Consider the following 14,479-nt stretch of genomic DNA (forward strand, 5'->3'; position numbering starts at 1 on the left):
GGACCGGAGGCGCGATCCTAGGGACGGGACGCCATCACAGCTATCGGGAAAATCCTACTCAACCGCTGCCGTCACGGGTGAATCCGCCGGGGAGGCCTGCAATCCGTGGGATGCGGCCCGCGCGGCCGCTGGCATTTTCAGAATCGTTGCACCCTGTCCTCCCGCAGCCTGCCGGGGGCGTGAAGATGAACGGGGAGGGGCAAAAATGGGCCTCCCGGGTCGGAAATGGGATGAGGCGCACAGTTTTTAACGGTGCTATCCTCTTCTGCTCACCGGGGGAACGCTGGGAAGCGGGTGCACGGGATGACCGGCAAGGTTGCGGCGGCGATTGTGTGCGAACAGGAGCCAGGCATCGCGCAGACAGCGATGGCTGAGATCGTCCATGCCGTCTTGAGCCCCGACGAATTCACATTGTTCGCCGAATTCGGCCGCCAGCGCAAGCTGACCGCCGGCGACCTGCTGTTCCTGCGCGGACAGCCCGGCGACACCATGTATGTGATCGACAGCGGCGCGGTGGAACTGGATTTCGGCGAAGACCTGGTGGTCAAGTCGCTCGGCCAGCATGAGTTCTTTGGTGAACTGGGTCTGCTCATCGGTGACCACCCGCGCAGCGCCGACGCCCGCGCGCTGGAGGACAGCGTGGTGCTGGAGCTGGACCATGCCGATTTCCAGCGCCTGGTCCTTCGCGACCCGGGCCTGGTGGCGTACTTCCTGCGCCGGACCATCATGCGCGTGGTCAGCAACGAACAGGTCCTGATCCGCCAGCTGCGTCGGCGCAACCACGACCTGGAAACCGCGCTGGACAACCTGTACGTCACCACCCACCAGCTCACCCACACCCGCGAGCTGGTGCGCACCGACGAGCTCACCGGCCTGCACAACCGCCGCGGCCTGGCGCTGTACCTGCAGGAATGCCGCGGCCACGCCGACGGCCCACCGCAGGGCCTGCTGCTGATCGACTGCGACAGCTTCAAGCAGGTCAACGACGAACACGGCCACCAGGCCGGCGACCGCGTCCTGCAGAGCGTGGCCAACATCCTGCGCTCGGTCGCCGCCGAGCAGGACATGGCCTGCCGGCTGGGCGGGGACGAGTTCTGCCTGCTGCTGCGGCAGGCCGACGCCGACGTCCTGCAGCACGCCGCCGAGTTCATCCTCAGCGCCGTGCACGGCCTGATGGGCCGCGCCCACAGCATGCCGCACGTCTGCCCGGTCAGCATCGGGGTGGGCCTGCTGGACGCCCACAGCGACTGGAGCGAGTGGTACGCTCGCGCCGACAGCGCCCTGTACCAGGCCAAGCGCCTGGGCGGCAACCGGTTGCACTGGTCGCGTGCAGCGACCGATACGCCCTGATCGGGAGAGCGGCATGAATGGCGACATCGGAACGTCGACCCAGACCCCGCAGCTGCGGGCCCTGCTGTTCACCGACCTGTGCGATTCGCTGATCCTGGTCGAGCGCATCGGCGATACCGCCGCGGCCGAGCTGTTCCAGCAGCACGACCGCCTGGTGCTGACCCTGCAGCAGCAGTGGAACGGGCACCAGATCGACCGCTCCGACGGTCTCTTCCTGCTGTTCGAGCGCGCCATCGATGCGCTCGGTTTCGCACTGGACTACCAGCGCGGGCTGCAGCAGATCGGCGAGCAGCGCGGCATCGTCCTGCGCGCCCGCGCCGGCCTTCACGTCGGCGAAGTGCTGACCTGGGAAAACAGCCCCGAGGCGATCAAGGTCGGGGCCAAGTCGCTGGAGGTCGAGGGCCTGGCCAAACCGATGGCCGCGCGTCTGATGACGCTGGCCCGACCGGGCCAGATCCTGCTGTCGGCCGTGGCCGAATCGCTGACCCACCGCGCCACCGGCGAACTGGGCGAGCGCGGCGAGCGCCTGCTGTGGAAGTCGCATGGCCGCTGGCGTTTCAAGGGCGTGCCGACCACCCAGGAAGTGTTCGAGGTGGGCGAGATCGGCTTCGCGCCACTGCGCATGCCGCGCGGCAATGCCAAGGCACGCCGCGACATCCCGATGTGGCGGCAGCCGGCCGCGCTGGCCGCCGAAGCGCTGCTGGTGGCGGCGCTGGCCGTCGGCGGGTGGATGCTGCTGCGGCCCGAGCCGGCGATCGCCTTCGCCGAGCGCGACTGGGTGGTAGTGGGGGACGTCAACAACCTCACCGGCAATGTCCTGCTCGACGACAGCCTGCAGCAGGCCTTCCGGATCAGCCTGGAGCAGTCGCGCTTCGTCAACGTGCTCAGCGACATGAAAGTGCGCGACACGCTGACCCGGATGCGGCGTACCCCGGATGTCCGCCTCGACCGGCGCCTTGCGCTGGAGGTGGCCGCACGGGATGGCGCGCGCGCGATCATCCTGCCCGCAGTGCTGGAAGTGCACGGCAAGCTGCGCGTCTCGGTCGAAGTGGTCGACCCCGGCAGTGGCGAGACGGTCTACTCCGAGTATGCCGACGGCCGCGGCCTCGAATCGGTGCTCGCCTCCACCGACAGGGTGGTGGCCAGCCTGCGTGGCCGCCTGGGCGAAGCCCTCCAGGATATCGACCGCACCTCGGCACCGCTGCCGGAGGTGGCCACCGCCAATCTGGATGCGCTCAACGCCTATGCCAAAGGACTGACGGCGTACGGCCAACATCGCATGCCGCAGGCGCTGGCATATTTCGAACAGGCAACCCGGCTGGACCCCGAGTTCGCCTTCGCCTACCTCGGGCAGCTGCGCATCCAGGTGGGTCGCGGGCAGCGCGATCCGGCGCGCGCGCTGCTGGCCAAGGCCGTCCTGCTGCGCGACCGCCTCACGCCGCGGGAAGCGCTGTACCTGGATGCGTGGCAACTGGAGCTGACCGAGTCTGGTCAGGGCGCCGCCGCTGAAAAGTGGAAGCTGCTGGCCGACCTCTACCCGGACCACCACGGTGCGCACATCAACTACGGCCTGTCCGAGCTGGACATGGGCCGTTATGCCCTGGCCGAGCAGGCGGTACGCCACGGCGACGCCGTGCAGTACCCCCTGCGCAGCTTGGCCGTTGACCTGCTGGGCCGTACCCAGCTGGCGCAGAACAAGATCAACCTGGCGCTGCGCACCTTCAACGAGGCGGCCGTCTCCAGCGGCGGGCAGGGAACCCGCCAGCGGGTCGCGGCGCTGGCCGCGGCCGGTGACCTAGCCGCCGCCTCCACGCTGCTGGGGAAGCTGGAAAAGAACGATCCAGGCAACTGGCTGGAGCGCACGTCGCTGGCCCTGGACCAGGGCAACATCGACGCGGCGCGCCGGTCGGCGCAGCGGGCGGCCGCCGATTGCGGCACGTCGGTGCAGGTATGCGAGCTGTTCGCTGTCATCGACCTGTCGGTGCGTGGCAGTACGGGGCGGCCGCCCACCGAAGCCGAGTTCCACCGCATCGTGCAGCCGCTGTTGCGGCAGGCCGGGCGCAGCGACACCGATGATCGCGGCCAGCGCCTGTACTTCGCCGCCGTGGCGGTCTACGCCGCACAACGCGCCGGACTGGATAGTGTGGCCACACACTATCTGCCGACCCTGCTGCCGCTCGCACGTCAGCTTGGCGATGCCCGGGCCGCGCAGGTGGTGTCCATCGTGGAGGCGGTGGACCTGCGGCGACGCGGCGAGTCAGAGTCAGCCTTGGCGCGCCTGAAGGCGCTGGAGGACGGCACCGAGCTGTACCAGGTCCACAGTGCGCTGCGCACTGCCTATCTCGCAGACGGGGCAAAGCAGGATGCGGAACGGGAGCGGCAATGGCTGCTCGCCAATCGCGGCCGGGCGTATGCCGAAAGCGCCGGCTCCTATTCCCTGCAGGCGCTCAATGTGCACGACGCCAGGCTGGCCGTGCACGGGTGCCCGACAACGGGCTGCCCCGCTGTCGCGGCACTTCGCTGAGTCTGGATCAGGGCGTGCGCTTGAGCGAGGCATCCACCTCGCCGGTGACAAAGCAATGCGGGTTGTTGAACATCGTCACGCGGGTCAGGTGGTCCAGCAGCGCTTCGCGTGCGGCCTCGAACTCGGCGGGCGATGCCAGCGTGCCATCAAGACAGCACAACACCGCCGATTCGCCCAGCGACGCATCGATCTCGCTCAACGCCTGCGCAGGGCTGGCAGCGAAACGGGCGCGGAAGTCGGCATCGCTGCTCAGCAGGTCCAGCAGCTTGACGGCATCGGCGGGGCTCAGGGGGGTCTTTTCACTCGACATGCAGGCAGTCTCGACAGAAGAAGAATCGCGGGGCAACAGGACAGGCGCGGCCGGTCGTTGCCGGCAAGCCTGCGATCGGTAGCGGCCAGAGCAGGGGCGACTTGAATACGCCATGCCGCCCACCTGCAGGGACGGCTGCTCCTGAAGAATACGGTGCGGGTGCCGACAACGAAGGGCGGACGCGGTCCGCGACGCATTCAGGAGGGCGTGGATATGTCAGCAGGTTCGTCGATGCGACGATGCGGGATCGTGCAGCTTGAGCCGCAGTGCGAGGTGTCCTTCTCATTGCAGAGCGTACTGCGCGGTGGCAGTGGCGTGGACACGCATCTTCGCTGGCTTGCCCTGGCGCCGCATCTGGATGCGCCGGTGGAACTGGAGGAGTCCGCCGTGCTGCTGCTCGGCCGGTTCGACCCGCAGCACTGGAGCGCGCCACCTGCCGACGCCGATGATCGCGTGCTGCAGACCCTGATCGCGTTGGGCCTGGTGTTCGTGCGTGACCACGCGCATCCGTTGCGCGCACGCGATGAGCAGCTTCGCGACATGCACTGGTGGGGCCCGGCCGCCATCGCCCACTGGATGGGGCGGTGGCAGGGGCAGGACAGCGCCGCCGCGCTGGAATCGGCCGGCATGCAGACCGCCGCAGGCCTGCGCGAGAACCTGGGCGCACCACCGCCGGCAGTGGCGCTGCGGGACGGCGTCAGCACGCTGCTTCCGCATCCGGACGAAGATGCGTTCGATGCGCTCCTGCAGTCGCGTGCGACGTGCCGGAATTTCGATGTCTCCCAGGCCCTGCCGCTGCAGGAGCTGGCGCGCCTGCTCAAGCGTGTCTTCGCCGCCACCGGCCGGTATGAACTCCAGGCCGACAGCACCTTCTTCAAGAAGACCGTGCCGTCTGCCGGCGGGCTGCATCCCACCGAGGCCTACCTGCTGGTGCAGCATGTCGCCGGGCTGGCGGCGGGCATCTATCACTACGACCCGGCCTCGCACGCGGTGACGCGATTGCCTGGCGATGGCGCACAAATGCGCGATGTGGCGTTGTCGGCCTTGGCCGGCCAGCATTGGTTCGCCGATGCGCATGTGCTGGTGGTGCTGGCGCCGCGCTATCCGCGCACGTACTGGAAGTACCGCAATCACGCCAAGGCGTACCGCGCCGTGACCCTGGATGTGGGGCACCTGTCCCAGCAGCTGCTGCTGTGCGCGACCCAGCAGAAGCTGGGTGCATTCGTCACCGCCGCCATCAACGAGCATGAGATCGAACGCCTGCTCGGGCTTGAGCCGATGGCCGAAGGTCCGATGGCCATCTGCGGCGTCGGCTGGCGCGCGGCAGAGATGACCACGACCGAGTTCGACCCCGGTCAGCGCGTCTGGGAAAAAGCGCGTGGCGCGGAAGCGGGATGATCGCGGGGTCGCGGCGACCATCCCTCGCCACCTGGCTTAGTCCGCCTCGAAATCCACCAGTACCGCGCCGTCGCCGACCTGGTCGCCGGCCTTGACCCGGTAGCCCTGCACGATGCCGTCGGCCGGCGCCTGCAGGGTGTGTTCCATCTTCATGGCTTCGAGCACCAGCAGCGGCGCGCCGCGCGCGACGCGGGTGCCGGGCACCACCGAGGTGGCAACGATGCGGCCCGGCATCGGTGCGAGCAGGCTGCCGGCATCGGCCACCGCCTGGTCGGCTTCGCTGACCGGGTCGTGCACGGTGAAACGCTGTACGCCGTCGCCACCGAACAGATACAGCTCGTTGCCGTCGCGGACCAGGCGCGCGCGATGCAGCCGGTCGCCGATCTGCACGCGCAGCCCATCGGCCTCCAGGCCGCCGTGCAGGGGCAGGGAGGAACCATCATCGAGCTGCACCGACCACGCCATGTGCTGGCCGGTCACGCCGACCACGCGCTGGGTGCCGCGGTGTTCCAGCGTCAGCCGGCGTGCGGCGGGTGCGCCGAGACGCCAGCCATCCTGGGCCTGCCACGGCGAATGACGGTCGCGCGGGTCCACGCTGGCCGCCTCGCTGCTGACCACCGCCGCGATGCCGGCCAACGCCCACAGGGCCGGGTCGCTGTCACCCTCGTTGGGCGCCAGCGCGGCCTGCTCGCGTTCGATCAGCGCGGTGTCCAGCCGGGCCTGCGCGAACGAATCGGTCATCACCAGCCGACGCAGGAACGCCGCGTTGGTGGTCACGCCCACCACCTCGCACTCGGCCAGTGCCTGCTGCATGCGGCGCAGCGCGGCGTCGCGGTCCACGTCCCACACGATCAGCTTGGCGATCATCGGGTCGTAGAACGGGGTGATCGCATCGCCCTGCTCGACGCCGGCGTCCACGCGCACGTGCGCGCTGCCGGCCGGCAGGCGCAGGTGGCGCAGGGTGCCGGTGGAGGGCAGGAAGCCGCGGTCGGCATCCTCGGCGTACAGGCGCGCTTCCAGTGCATGGCCGCGGATCTGCAGCTGGTCCTGGCGCAGCGGCAGCGGTTCGCCGCTGGCCACGCGCAGCTGCCATTCCACCAGGTCGGTGCCGGTGATGCACTCGGTGACCGGATGCTCCACCTGCAGGCGGGTGTTCATTTCCATGAAGTAGAAATCGCCGTCGGGGCCGGCGATGAACTCCACCGTGCCGGCGCCCACGTAGTTCACCGCACGCGCGGCATCCACCGCCGCCTGGCCCATTGCGGCGCGCCGTTCGGCGGTCATGCCGGGCGCGGGTGCCTCTTCCAGCACCTTCTGGTGGCGGCGCTGCACCGAGCAGTCGCGCTCGAACAGGTACACCACGTTGCCGTGGCTGTCGCCGAAGACCTGGATCTCGATGTGGCGCGGGCGCTCGACGTATTTCTCCACCAGCACGTGCGCGTTGCCGAACGCCGACTGCGCTTCGCGCTGGCAGCTGGCCAGCGATTCGACAAAGGCGGCGCTGTCGTCGACGCGGCGCATGCCCTTGCCGCCGCCGCCGGCGCTGGCCTTGATCAGCACCGGATAGCCGATGCCGTCGGCCTGCCCGCGCAGGAATTCCGGGGCCTGGTCGTTGCCGTGGTAGCCCGGGGTGAGCGGCACGCCGGCCTGCTGCATCAGTGCCTTGGCCGCGCTCTTGTCGCCCATCGCGCGGATCGCCGCGGCCGAGGGGCCGATGAACACGATGCCGGCCTCGGCGCAGGCCTGGGCGAAGTCGGCGTTCTCGGAGAGGAAGCCGTAACCGGGATGGATCGCCTGCGCACCAGCGCGGCGTGCGGCGTCGAGGATGGCATCGCCGCGCAGGTAGCTCTCACGCGCCGGTGCCGGACCGATCGCGATGGCCTCGTCGGCCAGGCGCACATGACGCGCGTTGCGGTCGGCGTCGGAGTACACCGCCACGGTGGCGATGCCCAGGCGTTGGCAGGTGGCGATGACGCGGCAGGCGATTTCGCCTCGGTTGGCGATCAGGATCTTGGTGAACATGGTGGTCTCGTTGCGCGGGCCAGTGGCGGCGGTGCCCTGCGACACCGCCCGTGCATTACATGCGGAACACGCCGAAATCGGTCTTCCGCGCCGGGGCGTTGAGGCTGGCCGACAGCGCCAGACCCAGCACGCGCCGGGTGTCGGCCGGATCGATCACGCCGTCGTCCCACAACCGCGCGCTGGCGTAGTAGGGATGCCCCTGCTGCTCGAACTGCGTGCGGATCGGCGACTTGAAATGGTCTTCCTCGTCCGCCGACCACTGCCCGCCCTTCGCCTCGATGCCGTCGCGCTTGACCGTGGCCAGCACGCTGGCGGCCTGTTCGCCGCCCATCACGCCGATGCGCGCGTTCGGCCACATCCACAGGAAGTTGGGCGAGTAGGCGCGACCGCACATGCCGTAGTTGCCGGCACCGAACGAGCCGCCGATCACCACGGTGAACTTGGGCACCTTGGCGCAGGCCACGGCCATCACCAGCTTGGCCCCGTCCTTGGCAATGCCGCCGTGTTCGTACTTGCGGCCGACCATGAAGCCGGTGATGTTCTGCAGGAACACCAGCGGAATGCCACGCTGGGTGCACAGTTCGATGAAGTGCGCGCCCTTCAGCGCGGACTCGGAGAACAGGATGCCGTTGTTGGCGATGATGCCCACCGGGTAGCCGTGCAGGTGCGCGAAGCCGGTGACCAGGGTGGCGCCATAGCGCGGCTTGAATTCATCGAAGCGCGAATCGTCGACGATGCGCATGATCACTTCGCGTACGTCGTACGGCTTGCGGGTGTCGGCCGGGATCACGCCGTACAGCTCGTTCTCCGGGTAGCGCGGTGCCACCGGCGCCTGCACTGCCAGCGAAGGCTCCGGCTTGCGCCAGTTGAGCTGGGCGATGATCGCGCGGACCCGGGCCAGGGCCTGCAGGTCGTTGTCGGCCATGTGGTCGGCCACGCCGGAGATGCGCGTGTGCACGTCGGCACCGCCGAGTTCTTCGGCCGTCACCACTTCGCCGGTTGCCGCCTTCACCAGCGGCGGACCGCCGAGGAAGATGGTGCCCTGCTCGCGCACGATCACCGTCTCATCGCTCATCGCCGGCACGTAGGCACCGCCGGCGGTGCACGAGCCCATCACGCAGGCGATCTGCGGAATGCCCTGTGCCGACAGGTTGGCCTGGTTGTAGAAGATGCGGCCGAAATGATCGCGGTCCGGGAACACCTCGTCCTGCAGCGGCAGGAATGCGCCGCCCGAATCGACCAGATAGATGCACGGCAGGCGGTTCTGTTCGGCCACTTCCTGCGCGCGCAGGTGCTTCTTGACCGTCATCGGGTAGTAGGTGCCGCCCTTGACGGTGGCATCGTTGGCCACGATCACGCACTCCACGCCGGACACGCGGCCGATGCCGGCGACCACGCCCGCGCTCGGGATCGAGTCGCCATACATGCCGTGCGCGGCCAGCGGCGCGATTTCCAGGAAGGCGCTGCCCGGATCGAGCAGGGCATCGATGCGGTCGCGCACCAGCAGCTTGCCGCGTGCGGTGTGCTTCTGCCGTGCCGCCTCGCTGCCGCCCAGCGCGGTGTGCGCCAGGGTGGCGCGCAGGTCATCCACCACCGCCTGCAGTGCAGCGCGGTTGGCTTCAAAGGTCTCGCTGCCCGGTTGCAGCTGGGTGCTCAGTACCGTCATGGCGTGTCTTTCCTTACAGCGTGCGCTGGAACAGTTCGCGGCCGATCAGCATGCGGCGGATCTCCGAGGTGCCGGCGCCGATTTCATACAGCTTGGCGTCGCGCCACAGGCGCCCGGTCGGGTACTCGTTGATGTAGCCGTTGCCGCCCAGGATCTGGATGGCCTGGCCGGTCAGCCAGGTGGCCTTCTCGGCCGAGTAGAGGATCGCACCGGCCGCGTCCTGGCGCGTGGTGCGGCCCTGGTCGCAGGCGCGCGCCACCGCGTACACATAGGCGCGGCAGGCGTTGAGGCCCACGTACATGTCGGCCAGCTTGGCCTGGATCAGCTGGAACGTGCCGATCGCCTCGCCGAACTGCTTGCGCTCGTGCACGTACGGCATCACCACGTCCATCGCGGCGGCCATCAGCCCCAGCGGGCCGCCGGACAGCACCACACGCTCGAAGTCCAGGCCGGACATCAGCACCTTGACGCCACCGCCGACCGCGCCCAGCACATTGGCCTCGGGCACTTCGCAGTCCTCGAACACCAGTTCGCAGGTGTTGGAGCCGCGCATGCCGAGCTTGTCCAGCTTCTGCGCGGTGGAGAAGCCCTTCATGCCCTTTTCCACCAGGAACGCGGTGATGCCCTTGGCACCGGCGGCCAGGTCGGTCTTGGCATAGACCACCAGCACATCCGCATCGGGACCGTTGGTGATCCACATCTTGTTGCCGTTGAGCACGTAGTGGTCACCGCGCTTGTCGGCGCGCAGCTTCATCGACACGACGTCCGACCCCGCCCCGGGTTCGCTCATCGCCAGTGCGCCGACTTTCTCGCCGCTGCACAGGCCGGGCAGGAAGCGCTGCTTCTGTTCTTCGGTACCGTTCTTGCGCAGCTGGTTCACGCACAGGTTGGAGTGCGCGCCGTAGGACAGGGCGATGCCACCGGAGGCGCGGGAGATCTCTTCCATCGCCACCACGTGCGCGAGATAGCCCATGCCGCTGCCGCCGTATTCTTCCTCCACGGTCAGGCCGAGCAGGCCCTGTTCGCCGAACTTGCGCCACAGTGCGTTGGGGAACAGGTTCTCCTCATCGGCCTTGGCGGCCAGCGGCGCGACCTCGGCGGAGGCAAAATGGGCCACGCTCTGGCGCAGCAGGTCGATCTCTTCGCCGAGATCGAAGTTCATGGTCGGGACGTGCATGGGCGACTCCGCAACAACAAGGGATGGGACGCGCCGGGAGGGATGGACGGGCTGACAGGGCCGTCCCGCGGGCGATGTTTCGCCAGCGTAGCCGGGTTCGACAAAGAAGTGAATACAAATTCAAAAATTGAACATAGAATCAACAAATGGCCTACAAACGCTCCGCCCTGATGGAAGAACGCCTTGCCGGCGCCCGTGAACGCATCCTGCTGGCGACCCGTGCGCTGGTAGCGGCCGGCGGCTACCGCAATGCCCCGGTGACCGCCGTGGCGGCCGAGGCCGGGGTCTCCACCGGCCTGATCTACCGGCACTTCCCGTCCAAGGCCGAGCTGTTCGTCGAGGTGCTCACGGCGGCGGTGGCGCATGAGCTGCGCATCTTCGAGGCGATTGCCGCCGAACCGCTGCCCGCGCCCGAGCGCCTGCGCCGGGCGATCACCGCCTTCGTGCGCCGCGCCCTGGCTGGCCCCGGGCTGGCCTACGCCTTCATCGCCGAGCCAGTGGACCCGGAGGTGGACGCCGAGCGCATCCGCTGCCGCCGGCTGTTCGGTGACGTGTTCCGCCGCATCATCGCCGACGGCATCGCGGACGGCAGCTTCCCTGCGCAGGACACCGCCGTGGCCGCCGCCTGCATCGTCGGGGCGTTCACCGAAGCGCTGGTCGGGCCGACCGCGCCCAGCCGAGATGCGCAGGGCGACGAGAATGCGCTGGTCGCGTCGATCTGCGATTTCTGCCTGCGCGCCGCCGGCGCCTGAGTCGCGCCGATGCTGCAATGCGACACCCGGGGGCGGCTTGCAGAGCGCCGCCGACGCTGGTCATACTCGGCCGACAAGCCGTGGTCCAACGACTACCAGCCAGGGGTATAGAGAGTGCGGAATTACGACCTCGAGTTCCTGAAACGCTTCTCCATGGTCATCGCGCTGCTGATGGCCATCACGCTCGGCCTGATTCTCTTTGCAGCGTATCTGCACACCAGCATTCCCCCTGAAATCTCGCCGCAGGCGGTGAAGCGCACCGAACAGCGCATCGCCCCGGCCGGCGCGGTCTATGCCGGCAGCACCGGTGCGGCGGCCCAGGCAGCGGCCAAGGCGGCCGCGCTCGCCAAGGCGGCCTCGCAGGTTGCCTATGGCGGCACCACCGACGGCAAGGTGATCTTCGACAACCTCTGCACCGCCTGCCACACCAACGGCGTGGGCAACGCTCCCACCCTGGACCACGGCCACTGGGATGCGCGCATCGCCCAGGGCAAGGACACCCTCTACAAGCACGCGGTGGAGGGCTACACCGGTCCGGATGGCGGCATCATGCCGCCCAAGGGCGGCAACCCGGCCCTGACCGAAGAGCAGATCCACGCCACCGTCGACTGGATGCTGGCCAACCTCAAGTAGTGCCGGCCGCTGGCCGGCAACCACCCCCCCGGCTCGCCAACCCGTAGTGCCGGCCGCTGGCCGGCAAGGTAGTGCCAGCCGCTGGCCGGCAAGGTAGTGCCAGCCGCTGGCCGGCAAGGTAGTGCCGGCCGCTGGCCGGCAACCAGACACCCCAAGCTGCTTTGCCCGAGCCGGCGTTCCGCCGCGCGGCGCTGGACGGGTCACATTTCAGCGGTAGTCTGTGCACCCTTTCGTGGAGAAGCCTGTCGATGCGCCGTCGTTCCCTCGCCCTTGCCCTGTCGCTGGCGCTGCCGGCGTGCGCGTTCGCCCAGGCCCAGCCGCAGGCTCAACCGGCGTCGCCGGCCCCGGCCGCCCGTGCCACCGTCACCCTGACTGCCGCGCCTGCCGATTGGCGCGCCCTGGAGGGCCAGCAGGTGCGCATCGCCGCGCCGTTGACCCTGGCCGGTACCGACGGACTGGCGCGTTTCGGCGAGCTCACCGTGGCCTTCGACGGCCGCCTGTGGCAGCCCAGCGAGGTCGCCGCCCCGCGCAGCCCGGCCCACGACAAGGTGGTGGCCGACAACCGTCACCGCCGCCTGCGCCTGGACGACGGCAGCGACGCCCGCGACCCGGGCCCGGTGGCCTACCTGCCGGCCGGCGCGAACCTGCGCACCGGCATGATCCTGCGCAATGTGGAAGGCATCGTGCGGCTGGATGACAAGGGTGTTCCGCGCCTGCAGGTCACCCGCCCGCTGACGCTGCCGGCGCTGGAACGCCCGGCCGCCCCGGTGGTGGCCGGCAAGCTGCACATCGCCGCCTTCAACCTGGAGAACTTCTTCAACGGCGACGGCCAGGGCGGCGGGTTCCCGACCCTGCGCGGCGCGCGCACGCCGGCCGAACACCAGGCGCAGAAAACCAAGCTGGTGGCCACCATCAACGCGCTCGGCGCCGACGTGGCGGCGCTGATGGAACTGGAGAATGACGGCTACGGCCCGCAGTCGGCGATCGCCCAGCTGGTCGATGCCCTCAATGCCGACCGCGGCGCCGGTGCCGACTGGCGCTTCATCGATGCCAAGAAGGGGCCGGGCGAGAACCCGATCCGGGTCGGCATCATCTACCGTGCCTCGCGGGTCACCCCGGTCGGCGCGCCGGCCACGCTGGAGGAGGGCCCGTTCGGGCCGCACAGCCGGGTGCCGATGGCGCAGGCCTTCCGCGCCGGCAAGGGCGCGCCGTTCGTTGTCGTGGCCAACCACTTCAAGTCCAAGGGCTGCTCGGAAGCCAGCGGCGCCGATGCCGACCAGAAGGACGACCAGGCCTGCTGGAACGCCACCCGCGTGGACTCCGCCCGGCGCCTGGACCAGTGGCTGCGCACCGACCCGACCGGCGCCGGCACCGCCGACGCCGTGCTGCTGGGCGACTTCAATGCCTATGCGATGGAAGACCCGATCCGCACCCTGCACGATGCGGGCTGGCGCGACGCGTTCACCGAGGCGAAGGTCGCGCACCCCTACAGCTACGTCTACAACGGCATGAGCGGCCGGCTCGACCATGCGCTGTTGAGCCCGGGCATGGTCAAGCGCCTGCGCGGTGCCGCCGAATGGCACATCAATGCCGACGAAGCCGATGACGTCGGCTACCGCGACCGCAACGAAGCCGGCCCGTGGCGCAGCTCCGACCACGATCCGCTGCTGCTCGGGTTCGACCGGTAACCTGCATGCCGCAGGAGGATGGGTGCCGACCGTTGGCCGGCACCCTGCCTTACACCGACCACGTTCCCCACGCGATCAACCCGATCGCCACCACCGCCAGCCCCAGGCCGACGCGGTTCCACACGCTGGTGCGTTCGCCGAACGCCAGGATGCCGACCAGCGCACCCAGCACCACCACACCGATGTTCATCCCGGCAAAGACCACCGCCGGGCTGTCCGGCAAGTGCTGGTGGGCGCGCACGTAGAACAGGATGTTGCCGAAGTTGAGCAGGCCCAGCAGCGCGCCGGCGCCCACGTTGCGCCAGTGCAGCGGCGCGGCACCGCTGGCGTGCCGCCACACCTGCAGCCCCAGCATCAGCACGAAGGCCAGCCCGAAGCTGGCGGTCAGGGCCGCCATCGACGGTGTACCCGACAGCGCCACCTGCTTGAGCAGGATGTCCACCAGCGCATAGCCCACCCACACCCCGAGCAGCCACGGCCACGCGCGCCCGCCCCCGGCCTCGGTGGCCAGGGCACGCGGGCGCACGCTGATGCCCAGGATCGCCAGCAGGCCCAGCCCCAGCCCGGCCAGCTTCCAGCCGTTGGCGGTTTCACCGAACAGCAGGAAGGCCGCCAGCAGCGACAGCAGCAGTGACAGGCGCTGGGCCACGTCGCTGCGCACGATGCCGGCACGGGTCACCGCGCGGGCCATCACCAGGAAAATCGCCGGCAGGGCGACCGCCAACCCGAGCAGGGCCAGCCACGGCGCATGCGTGGAGCGCAGCGATGCCAGCGAAGGGTTCAACAGCAGCAGGCTGAGCACGCTGGCGACCAGATAGTTCCAGGTCACCACCTGCGGCATGTCCAGGTGCCGGCGCGGTGCCAGCTTCAGCAGAACCGAGACCAGCACGCTGCAGATGACGCTGAAAACCAGATGGTGCATGACGGACCCGGCGGGAGCGGCGGTGAAGCACGCGGAG

At 69.2% G+C, this 14,479-nt stretch carries 11 protein-coding genes; 6 read left to right on the top strand and 5 right to left on the bottom strand.

The window, feature by feature from the left end; all coding sequences use genetic code 11:
* The first annotated feature begins 303 nt into the window (after positions 1-303).
* Both ACLB90_RS10815 and ACLB90_RS10820 read left to right on the top strand, forming a co-directional pair.
* The gene (locus ACLB90_RS10815) at positions 304-1,350 is read left to right on the top strand and encodes a diguanylate cyclase domain-containing protein (protein ID WP_411849503.1); all 1,047 of its coding nucleotides are present in this window, start codon (positions 304-306) and stop codon (positions 1,348-1,350) included.
* A gap of 13 nt (positions 1,351-1,363) precedes the next feature.
* A complete protein-coding gene (locus tag ACLB90_RS10820) occupies positions 1,364-3,874 on the top strand; it encodes a putative peptide modification system cyclase (RefSeq protein WP_411849504.1) in 2,511 nt (836 codons plus the stop codon).
* Positions 3,875-3,881: 7 nt separating this feature from the next.
* Here ACLB90_RS10820 and ACLB90_RS10825 read toward each other — a convergent pair whose 3' ends face one another.
* Positions 3,882-4,184, bottom strand: coding sequence for an NHLP-related RiPP peptide (locus tag ACLB90_RS10825; RefSeq protein WP_411849505.1), 303 nt, complete (start codon positions 4,182-4,184; stop codon positions 3,882-3,884).
* 213 nt (positions 4,185-4,397) lie between these two features.
* On the opposite strand from ACLB90_RS10825, the gene ACLB90_RS10830 reads away from it, so the two are divergent.
* Complete coding sequence (locus ACLB90_RS10830) at positions 4,398-5,582, top strand: putative peptide maturation dehydrogenase (protein ID WP_411849506.1); 1,185 nt, start codon at positions 4,398-4,400, stop codon at positions 5,580-5,582.
* Between the two features lie 36 nt (positions 5,583-5,618).
* On the opposite strand, the gene ACLB90_RS10835 is transcribed toward ACLB90_RS10830, so the two are convergent.
* Genes ACLB90_RS10835 through ACLB90_RS10845 form a run of 3 tightly spaced genes read right to left on the bottom strand, consistent with a single transcriptional unit; the run spans position 5,619 to position 10,447 of the window.
* Positions 5,619-7,604, bottom strand: a complete 1,986-nt coding sequence (locus ACLB90_RS10835; RefSeq protein WP_411849507.1) for an acetyl/propionyl/methylcrotonyl-CoA carboxylase subunit alpha — start codon at positions 7,602-7,604, stop codon at positions 5,619-5,621.
* Between the two features lie 55 nt (positions 7,605-7,659).
* Positions 7,660-9,270 (bottom strand): carboxyl transferase domain-containing protein, encoded by a 1,611-nt coding sequence (locus ACLB90_RS10840; protein WP_411849508.1) that lies wholly within the window; start codon positions 9,268-9,270, stop codon positions 7,660-7,662.
* Positions 9,271-9,283: 13 nt separating this feature from the next.
* Positions 9,284-10,447 carry an isovaleryl-CoA dehydrogenase gene (locus ACLB90_RS10845; protein ID WP_411849509.1) on the bottom strand — a complete coding sequence of 388 codons (1,164 nt, stop codon included), beginning with the start codon at positions 10,445-10,447 and terminating at the stop codon, positions 9,284-9,286.
* A gap of 146 nt (positions 10,448-10,593) precedes the next feature.
* Between ACLB90_RS10845 and ACLB90_RS10850 the strand changes: the two genes are divergently transcribed.
* The 3 genes from ACLB90_RS10850 to ACLB90_RS10860 all read left to right on the top strand — a co-directional run bounded on the left by ACLB90_RS10850 (position 10,594) and on the right by ACLB90_RS10860 (position 13,520).
* A complete protein-coding gene (locus tag ACLB90_RS10850) occupies positions 10,594-11,199 on the top strand; it encodes a TetR/AcrR family transcriptional regulator (protein ID WP_411849510.1) in 606 nt (201 codons plus the stop codon).
* 114 nt (positions 11,200-11,313) lie between these two features.
* The gene (locus ACLB90_RS10855) at positions 11,314-11,832 is read left to right on the top strand and encodes a c-type cytochrome (protein WP_411849511.1); all 519 of its coding nucleotides are present in this window, start codon (positions 11,314-11,316) and stop codon (positions 11,830-11,832) included.
* Between the two features lie 248 nt (positions 11,833-12,080).
* A complete protein-coding gene (locus ACLB90_RS10860) occupies positions 12,081-13,520 on the top strand; it encodes an ExeM/NucH family extracellular endonuclease (RefSeq protein ID WP_411849512.1) in 1,440 nt (479 codons plus the stop codon).
* A 49-nt stretch (positions 13,521-13,569) separates the two neighbouring features.
* On the opposite strand, the gene ACLB90_RS10865 is transcribed toward ACLB90_RS10860, so the two are convergent.
* On the bottom strand, positions 13,570-14,442 hold the full coding sequence (locus ACLB90_RS10865) for an EamA family transporter (protein ID WP_411849513.1): 873 nt from the start codon (positions 14,440-14,442) through the stop codon (positions 13,570-13,572).
* Positions 14,443-14,479 lie beyond the last annotated feature (37 nt).

The sequence above is a fragment of the Stenotrophomonas sp. LGBM10 genome, assembly GCF_046736075.1.
Classification (GTDB): domain Bacteria; phylum Pseudomonadota; class Gammaproteobacteria; order Xanthomonadales; family Xanthomonadaceae; genus Stenotrophomonas.

Excerpts from the sequence above, each read along its gene's own strand:
- ACLB90_RS10845 (WP_411849509.1), bottom strand. The coding sequence starts at position 10,447 with ATGCACGTCCCGACCATGAACTTCGATCTCGGCGAAGAGATCGACCTG.
- ACLB90_RS10835 (WP_411849507.1), bottom strand. The coding sequence starts at position 7,604 with ATGTTCACCAAGATCCTGATCGCCAACCGAGGCGAAATCGCCTGCCGC.
- ACLB90_RS10820 (WP_411849504.1), top strand. The coding sequence starts at position 1,364 with ATGAATGGCGACATCGGAACGTCGACCCAGACCCCGCAGCTGCGGGCC.
- ACLB90_RS10860 (WP_411849512.1), top strand. The coding sequence starts at position 12,081 with ATGCGCCGTCGTTCCCTCGCCCTTGCCCTGTCGCTGGCGCTGCCGGCG.
- ACLB90_RS10865 (WP_411849513.1), bottom strand. The coding sequence starts at position 14,442 with ATGCACCATCTGGTTTTCAGCGTCATCTGCAGCGTGCTGGTCTCGGTT.
- ACLB90_RS10815 (WP_411849503.1), top strand. The coding sequence starts at position 304 with ATGACCGGCAAGGTTGCGGCGGCGATTGTGTGCGAACAGGAGCCAGGC.
- ACLB90_RS10840 (WP_411849508.1), bottom strand. The coding sequence starts at position 9,270 with ATGACGGTACTGAGCACCCAGCTGCAACCGGGCAGCGAGACCTTTGAA.
- ACLB90_RS10825 (WP_411849505.1), bottom strand. The coding sequence starts at position 4,184 with ATGTCGAGTGAAAAGACCCCCCTGAGCCCCGCCGATGCCGTCAAGCTG.
- ACLB90_RS10830 (WP_411849506.1), top strand. The coding sequence starts at position 4,398 with ATGTCAGCAGGTTCGTCGATGCGACGATGCGGGATCGTGCAGCTTGAG.
- ACLB90_RS10850 (WP_411849510.1), top strand. The coding sequence starts at position 10,594 with ATGGCCTACAAACGCTCCGCCCTGATGGAAGAACGCCTTGCCGGCGCC.